Annotated in this window: 15 protein-coding genes; 10 read left to right on the forward strand and 5 right to left on the reverse strand. The window is 61.2% G+C overall.

Annotated elements, in window-relative coordinates; genetic code table 11:
• Positions 1–24: 24 nt before the first annotated feature.
• The 6 genes from htpX to ACWCOO_RS00325 all read left to right on the forward strand — a co-directional run bounded on the left by htpX (position 25) and on the right by ACWCOO_RS00325 (position 5476).
• A complete protein-coding gene (gene htpX / locus ACWCOO_RS00300; protein ID WP_446830992.1) occupies positions 25–924 on the forward strand; it encodes a protease HtpX in 900 nt (299 codons plus the stop codon).
• A 95-nt stretch (positions 925–1019) separates the two neighbouring features.
• A complete protein-coding gene (locus tag ACWCOO_RS00305) occupies positions 1020–2183 on the forward strand; it encodes a carboxylate-amine ligase (RefSeq protein WP_446830993.1) in 1164 nt (387 codons plus the stop codon).
• A 5-nt stretch (positions 2184–2188) separates the two neighbouring features.
• Positions 2189–3193 carry a COX15/CtaA family protein gene (locus tag ACWCOO_RS00310; protein ID WP_446830994.1) on the forward strand — a complete coding sequence of 335 codons (1005 nt, stop codon included), beginning with the start codon at positions 2189–2191 and terminating at the stop codon, positions 3191–3193.
• A complete protein-coding gene (cyoE, locus tag ACWCOO_RS00315; protein ID WP_446830995.1) occupies positions 3190–4080 on the forward strand; it encodes a heme o synthase in 891 nt (296 codons plus the stop codon). The genes ACWCOO_RS00310 and cyoE overlap by 4 nt, the downstream gene beginning before the upstream one ends.
• Positions 4081–4237: 157 nt before the next feature.
• The gene (locus ACWCOO_RS00320; RefSeq protein WP_446832055.1) at positions 4238–4975 is read left to right on the forward strand and encodes an amino acid ABC transporter ATP-binding protein; all 738 of its coding nucleotides are present in this window, start codon (positions 4238–4240) and stop codon (positions 4973–4975) included.
• 171 nt (positions 4976–5146) lie between these two features.
• The gene (locus ACWCOO_RS00325; protein ID WP_446830996.1) at positions 5147–5476 is read left to right on the forward strand and encodes a hypothetical protein; all 330 of its coding nucleotides are present in this window, start codon (positions 5147–5149) and stop codon (positions 5474–5476) included.
• Between the two features lie 108 nt (positions 5477–5584).
• Here the strand turns inward: ACWCOO_RS00325 and ACWCOO_RS00330 are convergent, their stop codons facing one another.
• From ACWCOO_RS00330 to ACWCOO_RS00340, 3 genes are read right to left on the reverse strand one after another with little or no spacing between them, the layout of a single operon-like run.
• A complete protein-coding gene (locus ACWCOO_RS00330) occupies positions 5585–6697 on the reverse strand; it encodes an amino acid ABC transporter permease (RefSeq protein WP_446830997.1) in 1113 nt (370 codons plus the stop codon).
• A gap of 47 nt (positions 6698–6744) precedes the next feature.
• Complete coding sequence (locus tag ACWCOO_RS00335; RefSeq protein ID WP_446830998.1) at positions 6745–7716, reverse strand: ABC transporter permease subunit; 972 nt, start codon at positions 7714–7716, stop codon at positions 6745–6747.
• A 28-nt stretch (positions 7717–7744) separates the two neighbouring features.
• On the reverse strand, positions 7745–8719 hold the full coding sequence (locus tag ACWCOO_RS00340) for an amino acid ABC transporter substrate-binding protein (protein ID WP_446830999.1): 975 nt from the start codon (positions 8717–8719) through the stop codon (positions 7745–7747).
• A gap of 214 nt (positions 8720–8933) precedes the next feature.
• Between ACWCOO_RS00340 and ACWCOO_RS00345 the strand changes: the two genes are divergently transcribed.
• Positions 8934–9149, forward strand: coding sequence for a YdcH family protein (locus ACWCOO_RS00345; protein WP_446831000.1), 216 nt, complete (start codon positions 8934–8936; stop codon positions 9147–9149).
• A gap of 75 nt (positions 9150–9224) precedes the next feature.
• Here the strand turns inward: ACWCOO_RS00345 and ACWCOO_RS00350 are convergent, their stop codons facing one another.
• Together ACWCOO_RS00350 and ACWCOO_RS00355 are read right to left on the reverse strand one after the other, a co-directional pair.
• Positions 9225–10346 carry a YeiH family protein gene (locus ACWCOO_RS00350; RefSeq protein ID WP_446831001.1) on the reverse strand — a complete coding sequence of 374 codons (1122 nt, stop codon included), beginning with the start codon at positions 10344–10346 and terminating at the stop codon, positions 9225–9227.
• Complete coding sequence (locus ACWCOO_RS00355; RefSeq protein WP_446831002.1) at positions 10343–10777, reverse strand: type II toxin-antitoxin system HicB family antitoxin; 435 nt, start codon at positions 10775–10777, stop codon at positions 10343–10345. Before ACWCOO_RS00355 ends, ACWCOO_RS00350 begins: the two co-directional genes overlap by 4 nt.
• 225 nt (positions 10778–11002) lie before the next feature.
• Here ACWCOO_RS00355 and ACWCOO_RS00360 point away from each other — a divergent pair, with 225 nt between their 5' ends.
• From ACWCOO_RS00360 to ACWCOO_RS00370, 3 genes are all read left to right on the forward strand, one after another.
• Positions 11003–11779: a TIGR04255 family protein gene (locus tag ACWCOO_RS00360; RefSeq protein ID WP_446831003.1), complete on the forward strand. Its 777-nt coding sequence runs from the start codon at positions 11003–11005 to the stop codon at positions 11777–11779.
• 24 nt (positions 11780–11803) lie between these two features.
• The gene (locus ACWCOO_RS00365; RefSeq protein WP_446831004.1) at positions 11804–12385 is read left to right on the forward strand and encodes a hypothetical protein; all 582 of its coding nucleotides are present in this window, start codon (positions 11804–11806) and stop codon (positions 12383–12385) included.
• Between the two features lie 191 nt (positions 12386–12576).
• Positions 12577–12849, forward strand: coding sequence for a hypothetical protein (locus tag ACWCOO_RS00370; RefSeq protein WP_446831005.1), 273 nt, complete (start codon positions 12577–12579; stop codon positions 12847–12849).
• Positions 12850–12957 lie beyond the last annotated feature (108 nt).

Below are 12957 nucleotides of genomic sequence, written 5' to 3' on the forward strand. Positions count from 1 at the left end.
GCCGAAGCACCGGAGCCGTTTTCCATGTTTACGCGCATAGCACTTTTCGTCCTCACCAACCTGGCAGTTCTGGCGGTTGCCGCCGTGGTACTGAACATGCTGGGTATCGACCGGATGGTGTTGGATGCGGCGGGCGGCTACGCGCTCAACTACACGGGGCTGTTTATCTTCAGCGCGATCTTCGGGTTCGGGGGAGCGCTCGTATCGCTATTCCTGTCGAAATGGATGGCCAAGCGCGCAACCCGCACACGGATCATCGACGCACCGGCCAACGAGACCGAAATGTGGCTCGTGGACACCACCCGCCAGTTGGCCCGCAGCGCCGGGATCGGGACGCCGGACGTGGGCATATTCCCGGCAGCGGAGCCCAATGCGTTCGCCACCGGCGCGAACCGCAACAAGGCGCTGGTGGCGGTGAGCGAAGGACTGCTGCGGCGCATGCGGCGCGAGGAGGTGCGGGCGGTTCTGGGCCACGAGATCGGCCACGTGGCCAACGGGGACATGGTCACTCTGACGCTGCTTCAGGGAATACTGAACACCTTTGTGATCTTCTTCTCGCGGATCGTGGGCTATGTGGTGGACCGTGCCGTGTTTCGCAACGAGCGTGGGCTGGGCATGGGCTACTTCGCGGTAACCATTGCCGCCCAGATCGTGTTCGGGATCCTGGCCAGCGCCATCGTGATGTGGTATTCGCGCCGCCGCGAGTTTCGCGCCGATGCAGCCGGGGCCAGGCTCGCAGGGCGAGGCTCGATGATCAGCGCTCTCGAATCGCTCAAGCGTGGCTACGGAGCCGGTCAGTCGATGCCCGAATCGATGGCGGCCTTTGGAATCTCGGCCTCGGCCCGCTCCGGCATCCGCCGCCTGTTCTCGTCGCATCCGCCGCTGGACGCGCGGATTCAGGCGCTGAAGAAATTCACGGCATAAAACGGGAAGCAAGTTCTCCCGGCGCTCGGGAACACTGGTTCGGAATTGTCCCGCAGCGCCCCTGCGACTGCGCAAGGGGAGGTTAACTCGTAACGATGAACGAAACTGATCTGTCCATAACGCTTGGGGTCGAGGAGGAGTTCTTCCTGATCGATCCGGAAACGCGCGGCATGCTGGCCGACCCCGACCCGCGGATATTCGAGTATTGCAGCGCGCATGCGGGACCGCACAAGGTTGTGCCCGAAATGCTGCGCTCGCAGATAGAAACCAACACGCGTGTTTGCCATTCCATCGCCGAGGTGCGCGAAGCTCTTGGCCAAACCCGCAGCCTGATGTGCGCCGCCGCCGCCAGCCAAGGCGCGGCAGTGATTGCCTCATCCACGCACCCGTTCGCGGCCTGGGATGCACAGTTGACCACGCCCCGCAAGCGCTACGAAGATTTCGAAATGACCTACCAGGAAGCGGTGCGGCGCTTCCTGGTAGGGGGCATGCACGTGCATGCCGGCTTCGGCGACGCTGACGCGCGGGTGCGTGTAATGACCGCGCTGCGACGTTATCTGCCCATACTGCTTGCGCTATCGGCATCCTCGCCCTTCAATCAGGGCAACAATACGGGTTACAAGTCGTACCGGCTGTGCCTGATGGGCGTGCTGCCTCGCACCAGCCTGCCCAAGGCTCTCTACTCGGCGGCCGAATACGAACAGTTGCTGGATACCTATCGAAGGATGCATTTCATTAGCGATGGCAGCGAATTGTGGTGGGACATCCGCCCCTCGCAACGCTATCCGACGGTGGAGCTGCGCATCTGTGACCTCTGCACCCGGCTGGACGACGCCATGGGCATCGTCGCTCTGTATGCCTGCCTGGTCAGAATGCTGCTTCGCCAATATCAGGCGGGCGAATTGCCGGACGAGCCGCCGACGGAGATCATCGCCGAAAACCGCTGGCTGGCCCAACGCTACGGTGTACTGGCCTTCCTGGGGAACCCCGAGGACGGGGGACGCACCGACATTGCCGATCTCGTCAGTAATCTGGTCGAGGAACTCGCCGAGGACGCCGCGGCCCTTAACTGCGAAGGGGAGTTGCGCCACGTTCTCGCAATCGTCACAAACGGTAACGGCGCGGATCGCCAGACCGACCACTACCGCCTGCGCCTGCTGGAAGGCGACACCGAAGCACAAGCGCTCTTGTCCGTGGTCGATCAGATTGTTGCCGAAACCTACAACAGCGCAAACCATGCCGCCGTTGTTCACGAATAAGCAGTATGAACATCCGCGTTCTGGCGCTTCTTGCAATCCCCCTGGCCTTGCTGGTGGTCGTGCTGGGAGCCTACACCCGACTTTCCGACGCAGGCTTGGGCTGCCCGGACTGGCCGGGCTGCTACGGCACGCTCGCCGTCCCTCAGGGGGCCGCCGAAATTGCGCAAGCCAACGCTGCATTCCCGGAGCGGCCCGTGGATGTGGCCAAGGCATGGAAGGAAATGGTGCATCGCTACGCGGCCGCAACGCTGGGGCTGTTGATCCTCGCCATCGGCTGGGTCGCGTGGCGGCGGCGGCAGCAGCCAAACTCGGCGGCGGGGCCAGCGCTGGTCCTGGTCGGCTTGGTGCTTTTTCAAGGCTTGCTGGGCATGTGGACGGTTACCTTGCAACTCAAACCCGTGATCGTGATGGCGCATCTGCTGGGCGGCTTCGCCACGCTCGCCCTGCTTTGGTGGCTTGTACTGCGCGAGAGTCCATCCTGGGGCGGCTGGGCCGTGGGTGGCGGACGGCGCCTTTACGGCTGGACTCTGGCGGCGCTGGCCGCCGTGATCGTGCAGGTGGCGCTGGGCGGCTGGACAAGCGCCAACTACGCCGCGTTGGCTTGCCCCGACTTTCCCACTTGCCAGCGGCAGTGGTGGCCTGATATGGACTTCGCGGAAGCTTTCGTGATGTGGCGCGGCCTGGGCGTGAACTACGAGTTCGGCGTGCTCGACAGTGCTGCGCGGGTTGCGATTCATATGACCCACAGGATCGGCGCGCTGGTTGTGTCGCTGGTGGTGGGCGGACTCGTTGTGCTTGCCTGCCTGGATGCCCGGCGGCGGGTGCGAATCGCCGGGGCTATCGTGGGCGGCCTGTTGCTCACCCAGTTGGGTTTGGGTGTTGCCAACGTGCTGCTCTACCTGCCGATTTCCACTGCCGTGGCGCATAACGCCTGCGCCGCGATGCTGGTCCTGGCCCTGATCACGCTGGGTCACGGGCTGACCCGCCCGCAGCGGGCGAATAGCGTATGACCGCGCAAGCGATAAGTGTCCTGCGCTGGCGCGACTACCTGGAGGTCACCAAACCGAAGGTAGTCGCCCTGCTGACTTTTACCGCCGTAGTGGGCATGCTGCTGGCCACGCCAACCCTGCCACCGTGGACGGTGTTGCTGTTCGGTTCGCTGGGCATTGCCCTGGTTTCGGCAGGTGCTGCAGCCATCAATCAGTGGGTTGACCGGCATATCGACGCGCAGATGGCAAGGACCCGCAACCGCCCGCTGCCGCGCGGCCAGCTTGCCGGCATGGAAGTGCTGTTGTTCGCTGGTGTGCTGGCGGGAATCGGCACTTGGCTGCTGCTTGCCTTCACCAATGTGCTTTGCGCCATCTTGACCCTTGCCTCTCTGCTCGGCTATGCGGTCATCTACACTATGTACCTGAAGCGGGCAACGCCGCAGAACATCGTCATCGGCGGCGCTGCCGGCGCTGCGCCGCCCCTGCTCGGATGGATTGCCGTGACTGGCCAATTGGAGCCCGGGGCCGCGGTGCTGTTTGCAATCGTGTTCGTGTGGACGCCGCCGCATTTCTGGGCACTGGCCATACACCGCCGGGAAGAGTACGCCAAAGTTGAAATACCCATGCTCCCGGTAACGCATGGCGTGGCGTTGACCCGGCTGCACATTTTGCTCTACACGATATTGCTGTTCCTCCTCAGTCTGTTTCCGTTTCTGATAGGTATGAGCGGGCCGTTTTACCTTATTGGAGCCGCCGCGCTGGGCGCGCGCTTCCTGTGGCTTGCAGGGAAAATGCACTGGCGCAAGGACGACACGCTGGCCATGCCCACCTTTGGTTACTCGATGGTCTATCTGTTTGCATTGTTTGCCCTGCTGCTGACTGACCACTATCTGGCCTTGATCATCTAGGGCCGATTGACGCTATACGACGCCGCTGGGCGGCGCCTGCGCCGGTGTCGTGGCAAACTCCACACATGCGCGCCCACGCCACCGACGCTCGCGCCACGCTGCGGAAAGCCCCGCCAGAGCGGCCGCGAAAGCGCGCAGAATGCAGATGAGCGCCGAGATGAATGCCTCCACGGCCGTGCGCGCCGAAAACCTGAGCAAGTGGTTCGGCGGGTTTCAGGCATTGAAGAATGTGAGCCTACAGGTGAGTTCCGGCGAACGGATCGTGATTTGCGGGCCGTCGGGATCGGGCAAGTCCACGCTGATCCGCTGCATGAACGGCCTGGAGGAGTTTCAGGAAGGCTCCCTGCAGGTGGCGGGCATTGCCCTTGAGTCGGACGCCGACCGCCGCCGCGTGAAAGCCAAAGTGGGCATGGTTTTCCAGCAATTCAACCTGTTTCCGCACTTGTCGGTAATGGACAATCTTTGTCTTGCGCCCGTCAAAGTCCGCAGGCTGAACCGCGAAGAAGCAGAAGACCGGGCTGTGGAACTGCTGCAACGCATGGGACTGGCCGACCAGCACGCCAAGTTTCCCGGTCAGCTATCCGGCGGGCAGCAACAGCGCGTGGCGATCGCGCGCGCCTTGTGCATGCAGCCGGAAATCATGCTGTTTGACGAACCTACTTCGGCCCTGGACCCGGAAATGGTGCAGGAAGTGCTGGAGGTAATGGTGGAGCTCGCGCGCGCTGGAATGACCATGCTCTGTGTAAGCCACGAAATGGCCTTCGCGCGCCAGGTGGCCGACCGCGTGGTGTTTATGGACGCGGGCCAAATCCTGGAGGACGCACCCCCCGATCAATTCTTCGGCAACCCGGATTCGCAGCGTTTGCGAACCTTCCTCGGGCAGCTCCGGCATTAGCACGCCGCCGCCTCAATCCCCGCCGCCGGCAACTGCCTTCGCATTTGCTTAGGCAAGCAATACGTGCTAAAAGAAATCGGAGTGAGGCCGTTGTCTGGAGTGAGTTCCAGGTACGTTCGCCACACAGGGGTAGAAAACCCCACTAAAACAACCACAATACGGGAGGAAAAAATGGGACAAAGACTAATTGTTGGCCTGATTACATTGGCCGCAGTCATTGAAGGCGTAGCGCCGGGTGCGGTTCCAGCGAATGTACTGCCCCTGCTGCTTGTAGTTCTTGGCCTGATCTGGGGCGCGATGGGCGTTGACGCGGAAGATCCAACGACCTACCTGGCAGTTGCGATCGGCGTTGGGCTGGCGGGTCAATCCGACGCGCTCGGCAACCTCCCCGCCATCGGCAACTTCCTGGACGGCATACTGGATCAGGCCTCGACGGCCCTGTATTCCGGAGTCGCTACGGTGCTGGCGCTGAGAACCTGGAATCGCGTTAAAGGCAGTTAACCACCATTGTCCGAAATCCCCCTTGCGCCATGGATGCGCAAGGGGGATTTTGCGCCGCGCATCGCGGCAGTAGGGGCACGGCGGGCAAACGTCCGCAGCGGCAAGACACTACCGGGGCACAGTGCGAACCGGCGCAATGTGCCCGCTCGTTCGATAGCGGGCCATACGGCGTTCAATGCGTGCACTTGTACGCGAGAGGCAAAAGCAGGCGGTCCAGAAGAAAGCCGCCACGAACAGATAGCCGGCGGCGGTGGCCCCAGTGCCCAACCATTGCGGATCGCTTGCGGCGCGTTGCACTTCGCCCAGTAGATCAAACAGGCCAATCACCAGCAACACCGTGGTCTCCTTGAACAAGCCTATGAAATTGCTGGTTATCTGAGGCAACGCCACGGTCAGCGCCTGGGGCAGCGCCACATACCGCCGCGACTGCGTCCAACTGAAACCCAAGGCCCTTGCCGCTTCGTACTGCCCCAGGGGCACACTCTGCAAGCCGCCTCGCACGGCCTCGGCCAGGTAGGTGGACATCAGTATGGCGAAGGCAATCATGGCCCGCACGAGCGTATCGACTTCGATATTCGCGGGCAGAAAAAGCGGCATCATGATGATCACCACGAACAGCAGCACCAGCACCGGCACCGCGCGCCAGAACTCGATCCACACCGCGCAGGCCTGGCGCAACAGCGGCAAGCGGCTTTGCCTGCCCAAAGCCAGCAGGACACCCGCGGCCAGCGATACCCAGAAGACCGAAGCGCTTACCACCAGCGTCAGAAAGAATCCGCCCCACCGGGAAGTCTCGACAAGGGCCAGACCTGCCACACCTCCGCGGAACAACAGCCAAGCCAAGGGAGGGTAGGCGAGCAACAGGAAGGCGGCGATCCAGCGCCGTCCGGGCACTCGGCGAATCGCCAGCGCGGCGCCTAGAGCAACACCTGTGCCCAAACCCAGATGCACTCTCCACACTTCCTCGGCGGGATACATGCCATACATGAACTGCGGCCAGCGCGCGCGCACGAAAGGCCAGCACAAAGTCTGGGCATCGGCGCAGGCTTGCGGGCTGCTTCCCGACCATTGGGCATCCAGCACCAGCCACTGGAGCAGCCGCAGCGTCAGCCAGACCAGCAGACCGAGCAACAACACGCTGAGCGCACTGTTGAGCCAGGAGGAAAACAGGTTGCGCCGCAACCACGCGAGCGTGCCAGCCGCTTGCGGGGAACGCGCCATTGTCGGGTCAGTCCGCATATCGCCGCCGTCGGCGCCGCGCTTCGGGTCTATTGCCCACGGCGCATCACCCTCTCGTTCCAGCGGCCCATCAGCCAAGCCACTGCAAAACTTACTCCGGCATAAAAAGCCAGCGTCACGGCCATCACCTCGACCGGTCTGCCCACCAGATTGTTGACCGTGCCCACAAACACCGACACGATTTCCGGATACGCAATTGCGGCGGCCAGCGACGTGGCCTTGAACATGTTCATGTACACCGTAGCAAGCGGCGGCAGGATAGCCTTTAGGGCCTGAGGAAAGGCGACGCGGCGCAACACAGTGCCGGGCTTCAAGCCCAGGGCCGCACCCGCTTCCCACTGCCCGCGCGGCACCGACGCAAAGCCCGAGCGCACGATCTCCGAGATGTAGCTGGCGTTGTAGAGCGACAGAGCGGCCCAGAGGGCAAGAAACTCGGGCATCAGGTAGAAGCCGCCCTCATAGGAGAAGCGCCCCATAACGGGAGGTTGTATGGAAAAGCCGGCGCTAAACTCAACGAACGGAAAGTACAGGCCGCGATTGTTCAGCACCAGGTAGTCTGTGAAAAAGATGCTGGACTCGAAAGACGGCAGCGCGCGCAGCGCCACGTAATACCAAAAGAACACCTGCAGCAACACCGGAATGTTGCGGAACAACTCAAGATAGACCAGCGAGAACCGGGCTGCCAACCAGTTCGAAGACAGCCGGCCCGCGCCCACCATGAACCCGATGAAGCTCGCCGTTGCGGTACAGAACACCGCCAACAGCAAGGTGTTGAGTATCGCCACGCCAAGCGCCGCGAGGATTGTTGAATCCTCGGAATAGGGAATCAGGTGCTGAGATATGGAAAAGCCGGCCTTGTTCGACAGGAAATCGAAACCGGATTGCACCCCCAACTGCTCCAGGTTGGACTGGGTGGTGCGGAACACCAGGACCACCAGCGCCACCAGCGCCAGCGCCAGCAGGCTTTGCAGCCAGAAAGCGGAGTTCCTGCTCCCGCGCATGGTGGCCGAACCCTCTTGCCGCGGTGGGCTAGCGGTATGGCATGGCGATCATGAGACCGCCATCGCTCCACAGCGCGTTGAGGCCGCGCTGAAGCCCCAAAGGCTCGAAATGGCGGGCGAATACTTCACCGTAATTTCCCACTTGGGCCACGATCTGGAAGGCCCAGTCGTCGCGCAAGCCCAGTTTTTCGCCAAAGCCGCCTTCCACCCCCAGAAAGCGGCGGATTTCCGCGTCTTGCGTGCTTGCCCGCATCGCAGCCACGTTGGCCATGCTCAGCCCGAATTCCTCGGCCGCCACCCTGGAGTTGAAGGCCCAGAACACGATATCTCGCCAGCGCGGATCACCCTGGCGAACGAGACCGGAAAAGGGCTCCTTGGATATGACCTCGCTCAGGATCACGTGCTCCTCGGGATTGCGCAGGGCCACCAGGCGCCCCGCCAGGGAAAACACCTCGGTGGTGAAAGCGTCGCAGCGGTCTGCCAAATAGGCGTTCAGCCCACGGTCCACATCAGCGAAAGTCACGATGGAGTATTGCATTCGCCGGGCTCTGAAATAGTCCGCCAGGTTCTGCTCATTGGTAGTGCCCTGTGCGACGCAGACAGTGGCGCCTTCGAGGTCCGCTATGCGCGATACGCCGGCAGCGCGGCGCACCACGAAGCCCTGCCCGGCGTAGAGGTATGCGCCGGTGTAATCCAGCCCCAGCGCGGTATCCCGCAGGAAGGTCCAGGTCGCGCCGCCCGGAAACACGTCCACGCCGCCGGACTGTAGGGTGGTGAACGCGGTATTGGGGTTGATCGGCACGTACTCGATCGCTTCGGCATCACCCAGCACGGCAGCGGCCACCGTCCGGCAATTGTCGATATCGAAGCCGTATCTGCGGCCGCTGGCGTCGATGGCGCTGAACCCCGGGCTGGCCTCGATAACGGCGCAGCGCAGCAGACCGCGCTCCAGCACCTCCGAAAGTGTGTCCGCCTGCACATTGGGCGCGGCCAAACTCAGCACGGCCGCGAACGCCGAAGCGGCAGTGATCCAGCTCCGTATAGCGCTTGCTCGTATGCTTGCAATCGATGCGTTCGGCATAGGCTTGCGAGTGTACCCCGCGGCCGGCGGTTGATGCGGTCGTTGCAAGCGGGCGGTGGCGCGCTACAATGCGGGTACGCAGGCAGAAGGGCCATGATGGTTTCCACACGCCTGCGGATACCTTACGCAAGGACAGATGAGTTCAAACATCGAAACACGAATCTTTGCCAATCGGGAGAAAGTCAAGCAACTCCGGGACGAGCACAGGGATCTCGACCTTGCCATCGCGCAAATGTCAGGCAGCGCACAGGCCGATCAGTTCATGCTGAAGCGCATGAAGAAGCGCAAGCTGCGCCTCAAAGACATGATTGAACGGCTGGAAAGCGAGCGGATTCCCGACTTGAACGCCTGACTTGTGCAGCCGGCGTGAGTGCCGGCAGCCGTCAGTAATATCTTGGCGGCCGAACGCTGCGGCCCAGCAACCCGCTCAGTATCCCAGCATGGCGAGCAGCGGCGGCGCGGCCAGCGAGATCATAACGAAACTGGCGCCGCCCACCACGGCAGCAGCCAACAAACCAAGCAGGAACGGGCGCAGTCCTATGCGGCGGATGCCCGCGAAGCTGGAACTCAACCCCACCGCCGCCATGGCAAGCAACAGGAGAGTCTCGGCTGTTTCGCGCAGAAGGCCCACCGCGTACTGCCAGTCTTGGGGATCCAGAACGCCGAACGCTCGGTCCCCGGCATCCCCCAGCGTACGCAGCGCAGAACACAATGCAAAGCCCACCACAAACCAGGGAACCATGCCCAGGTAGCCTCTCCAGCCCCCGGATTGACCGGGTTCGCGCGCCGCGCCGAAAAGAAATCCGGCAAAAGGGATCACGGCAATCATGCAAAGATTGCGCACTAGTTTAGTGACCGTGGCTATGTCCAGGGCCGCCGGGGCGCCGTACTGTGCCTGGTACATCATTCCGGCGCCCGCGACCTGGGCCGTCTCATGTATTGACGTGCCGAGGAACAGTCCCGCCATCTCGGGGCTGTCCGCAAAGAATTCGCGCGCCAGAAGGGGATAGAAAAACATCGCCGCGATACCGAACACCGTGATGCAGGCGATTGCGTAGCTCACCTCCGACTCGCGCGCCCGAATCACCGGAGCAGTTGCCACAATCGCCGTAGCACCGCAAATGCTCGTACCAACCGCGATCAGACCGCCGAGGCTGCGCGACAAACCCAGCCTGCGGCCGGCGCTGCTCACCACCGCCAACCCAGCGGCGATCGCCACCATGGCGAAAGGCAGCGCTACCAGCGTAAATTTACCCGCGCTGAGAAGGCTGAGCCGAAATCCCAGCAGCATGATGCCGATGCGCAAAATGGTGGTGGAGCAGAACTTCAGGCCCACCCCGGCACGCTGCTGCAATCCTACAAGATTGCAGACGATCATGCCGAAAATGATCGCCAGCATGATCGCGCTTACCGGGCTCTTTTCGAACCCCAGCACCGACACGCCGAGCCACGACGCCGAATAACTCGCAAGCAAGGCCACCGCCACTACCAGCCCGACACCGAGCCCCCACGAGGCCCAAGCCGAGCCTTGCGCCTGCCGCGACGTCATAAGGCTTTGTCGGCGGCCGCACGCGCACATTCGCCCAGCCAACGCAATGCACGGTCGATCTCCGCAGCCCGGGTAGCGTGATCCGGATTCAGCATGCGCCGCACTTCGCATTCATCAACATTGAGGTCGTGAGCGAGTTGACACGGAGACACGCCCGTCTCACGCACTGCCTTATACAGAAACGCCTTGGGGACAATCGAAATCGGCGCCTCGATTTGAGCAGGACAGTTGGAGGAGCGCGATGGCTCCGGCAGGTCTCTATCCTCACGCATTGTTGTGACGATCAACTCGCGAAGCAGGTCTTGCGCCTCGGCCAGCGCCTCAGCCCGTGTTGCGCCATCGGTGGCGCCCCATCCGAAATCGGGGAAGAAGATGACATGGCGACCATCCTCGTCCCGCTCGATTTCAACCGGATAGCTGAAGGCAGACATGAGCGAAAAGAAGCATAAGTGGGCGCATTTTGGGGCGCAATAGGTTTAATGCTACTTCCGACTTCCATATCGGCTTGGCGACCGACCCGCTTGCGATCATCATATAGACTTGCCGTTCAATCAAGCATCCTACAAACGGAATAGGATTCAACTGGCACGGAAGCACGGCCATAGGGCTATGATGAGTGGATGGTGGCAGAGGCCAGTTGCCCTTGGGAGCACGGAATGAAGGTGAAATTCAGGAATCCGCCAATCCATGAGGTGATCATTGGCGCCTACTTCAATCCCCCCTTAACGGCATTTCGAAGCGAGCATATGGGCTTGTTGTGGTCGAGACTACGCGGAGACTTTCCAACAGTTGAGCAAAGAGCACCGATGGGTAACCCAGAGCCGAGCGCTACCGAGTTTTTTTTCATGCCACGGTACTGGCTGCTATCAGAGGATGAGGCAACGCTGATCCAGATTCAGAAGGATGCCTTTCTCTTTAACTGGAGACGGCGCGGCCCTGAATATCCTCACTTTGCAGAGACTCTGAAGCCGAAATTTGACAGCTACTTCCGGATCTTCGAGGAGTTTCTGAGTGAAGACATTGGCTTGACGCATCCAGAAATAGGCCGCTGCGAAATTACATATGTTGACATGATTGAACCGTCCGATCACTGGAAAGGCTGGCAAGACACATCCCGAGTCGTGCCGTCCTTTTCCGTGCCCGTCTGTGCTTCTGCACAAAACGCGCCGCCCGCCTTCAATTGCGCGTATCGCTATGACGCGGCGCCCAATGTGCAACTGGAGGTGGCGATTCGATCCGGCCAATCCAGCGGCCAGCCTAGTTCGCCTCGCTTGATCCTAGAATTCAAAGCCCTCAGTACATCGGACACAATGTCGAGAGCGGACGCAAATGCATGGTACGATCAGGCCCATGACGTAATCGTAGCCCAGTTCTTGGGAATGACGAGCCCAAGCGTTCAGCGCGAACTGTGGGGTCGCGAGGAGATCAAATGAGCGGAGTTGAACGATAGCATGTCAATGCTGCAAGACCAGACTCAGGCATTCACCGACGTAAGCACAGTGGTCCCCAACGTCGATCCCGACGCGCAGGAACTAGTTCAGAAACTGCAATCTGACCCTCGGTTTCGCGGTTACCGGTGGCGCGAAGAAGCGACGAAAGACTTAACGACCTCCCTCACCGGCCTTGAAGGGGATTTCAGCCCAAGTCAATCCAGTGCTGTGTTTTCCTCGGATGGTCCAGAGCGAATAAGCTTGGCATATGCGGCCAGGATTGGCGCGCTGCGACATGCGGCGGAACAGGACGGATACAGTTTGAATCCTGCCTCGGAAAACTACTTCTGGCGCTTCGTCAAATCAAAACCGCAGTTTCGCCGAGGCAATGTAGTGCTAATGGATAATGGAAATCTGCGCGTCGTCTGGAAGGACGGCCAAGGGACCCATTTGGGCCTGCAATTTCTCGACAGCGAGATGGTGCAATACGTGATTTTCAAGCGCCGTTCGAGAGAACAGCAGATTTCACGGGTTGCCGGCAGAGACAACTTTGAGGGTGTGCGGCGCCAGATCCGTGCCTTCAATCTCGATTCGCTGCTCTCCGAATGAGGGATGATGATCTGCCGAGCGGCGATCATATCGTCCGTTACGTCAAGCCGAGCATGATTCAGGAAGATGGCACTGCTGACGGACAGGATTTCCGCCTACGCCCTGCCCGACCAGGCGAAACGGGCCTATCAGTAAATTGGCTTGAGGCGTTTGGGCCGGGAAGGAGCCACCAACTGAGTGAGGTGCGCCGGTTGTTCCGACTGAACTTGAGGCCCAATGGGCGATTCGCGGAATTGAATGTAGGCAAGGTCATACTCAAGGTAAGGGTGGAACTGGATACATTGCGCATTGTTCACGATCCGCTTGAAGCCGACGCGAATCACAAAGCCGACGTGTCGCATGCCGAGGTTAGGGGGCTGCCACCGGGCAACACAGATCAGGCGGCATTGGTGGGCGATCTAATCGCGGAATGCATTACACAGATGCACCCGGCGACCGCGGAGCATCCTATTCAGGAAGCCTGAATTTGCAGCGTCAGCGCACGAAAGCGTTTGGACGCGGTAACTCGAATGCTGGGTTAAGACTTTCTTGCCGCCCGCGCCATCTCACCCAGTGGCGGCAGTCGCTGTTTG

Source organism: Candidatus Foliamicus sp. (assembly GCF_965221325.1).
Classification (GTDB): domain Bacteria; phylum Pseudomonadota; class Gammaproteobacteria; order Steroidobacterales; family Foliamicaceae; genus Foliamicus.

What these genes read in the sequence shown, in the direction of transcription:
- htpX (WP_446830992.1), top strand. Translation starts at nt 25, where the DNA reads ATGTTTACGCGCATAGCACTTTTCGTCCTCACCAACCTGGCAGTTCTG.
- ACWCOO_RS00360 (WP_446831003.1), top strand. Translation starts at nt 11,003, where the DNA reads ATGAAGGTGAAATTCAGGAATCCGCCAATCCATGAGGTGATCATTGGC.
- ACWCOO_RS00345 (WP_446831000.1), top strand. Translation starts at nt 8,934, where the DNA reads ATGAGTTCAAACATCGAAACACGAATCTTTGCCAATCGGGAGAAAGTC.
- ACWCOO_RS00305 (WP_446830993.1), top strand. Translation starts at nt 1,020, where the DNA reads ATGAACGAAACTGATCTGTCCATAACGCTTGGGGTCGAGGAGGAGTTC.
- ACWCOO_RS00310 (WP_446830994.1), top strand. Translation starts at nt 2,189, where the DNA reads ATGAACATCCGCGTTCTGGCGCTTCTTGCAATCCCCCTGGCCTTGCTG.
- ACWCOO_RS00320 (WP_446832055.1), top strand. Translation starts at nt 4,238, where the DNA reads ATGAATGCCTCCACGGCCGTGCGCGCCGAAAACCTGAGCAAGTGGTTC.
- ACWCOO_RS00365 (WP_446831004.1), top strand. Translation starts at nt 11,804, where the DNA reads ATGCTGCAAGACCAGACTCAGGCATTCACCGACGTAAGCACAGTGGTC.
- ACWCOO_RS00355 (WP_446831002.1), bottom strand. Translation starts at nt 10,777, where the DNA reads ATGTCTGCCTTCAGCTATCCGGTTGAAATCGAGCGGGACGAGGATGGT.
- ACWCOO_RS00335 (WP_446830998.1), bottom strand. Translation starts at nt 7,716, where the DNA reads ATGCGCGGGAGCAGGAACTCCGCTTTCTGGCTGCAAAGCCTGCTGGCG.
- ACWCOO_RS00330 (WP_446830997.1), bottom strand. Translation starts at nt 6,697, where the DNA reads ATGGCGCGTTCCCCGCAAGCGGCTGGCACGCTCGCGTGGTTGCGGCGC.
- ACWCOO_RS00350 (WP_446831001.1), bottom strand. Translation starts at nt 10,346, where the DNA reads ATGACGTCGCGGCAGGCGCAAGGCTCGGCTTGGGCCTCGTGGGGGCTC.
- ACWCOO_RS00325 (WP_446830996.1), top strand. Translation starts at nt 5,147, where the DNA reads ATGGGACAAAGACTAATTGTTGGCCTGATTACATTGGCCGCAGTCATT.
- cyoE (WP_446830995.1), top strand. Translation starts at nt 3,190, where the DNA reads ATGACCGCGCAAGCGATAAGTGTCCTGCGCTGGCGCGACTACCTGGAG.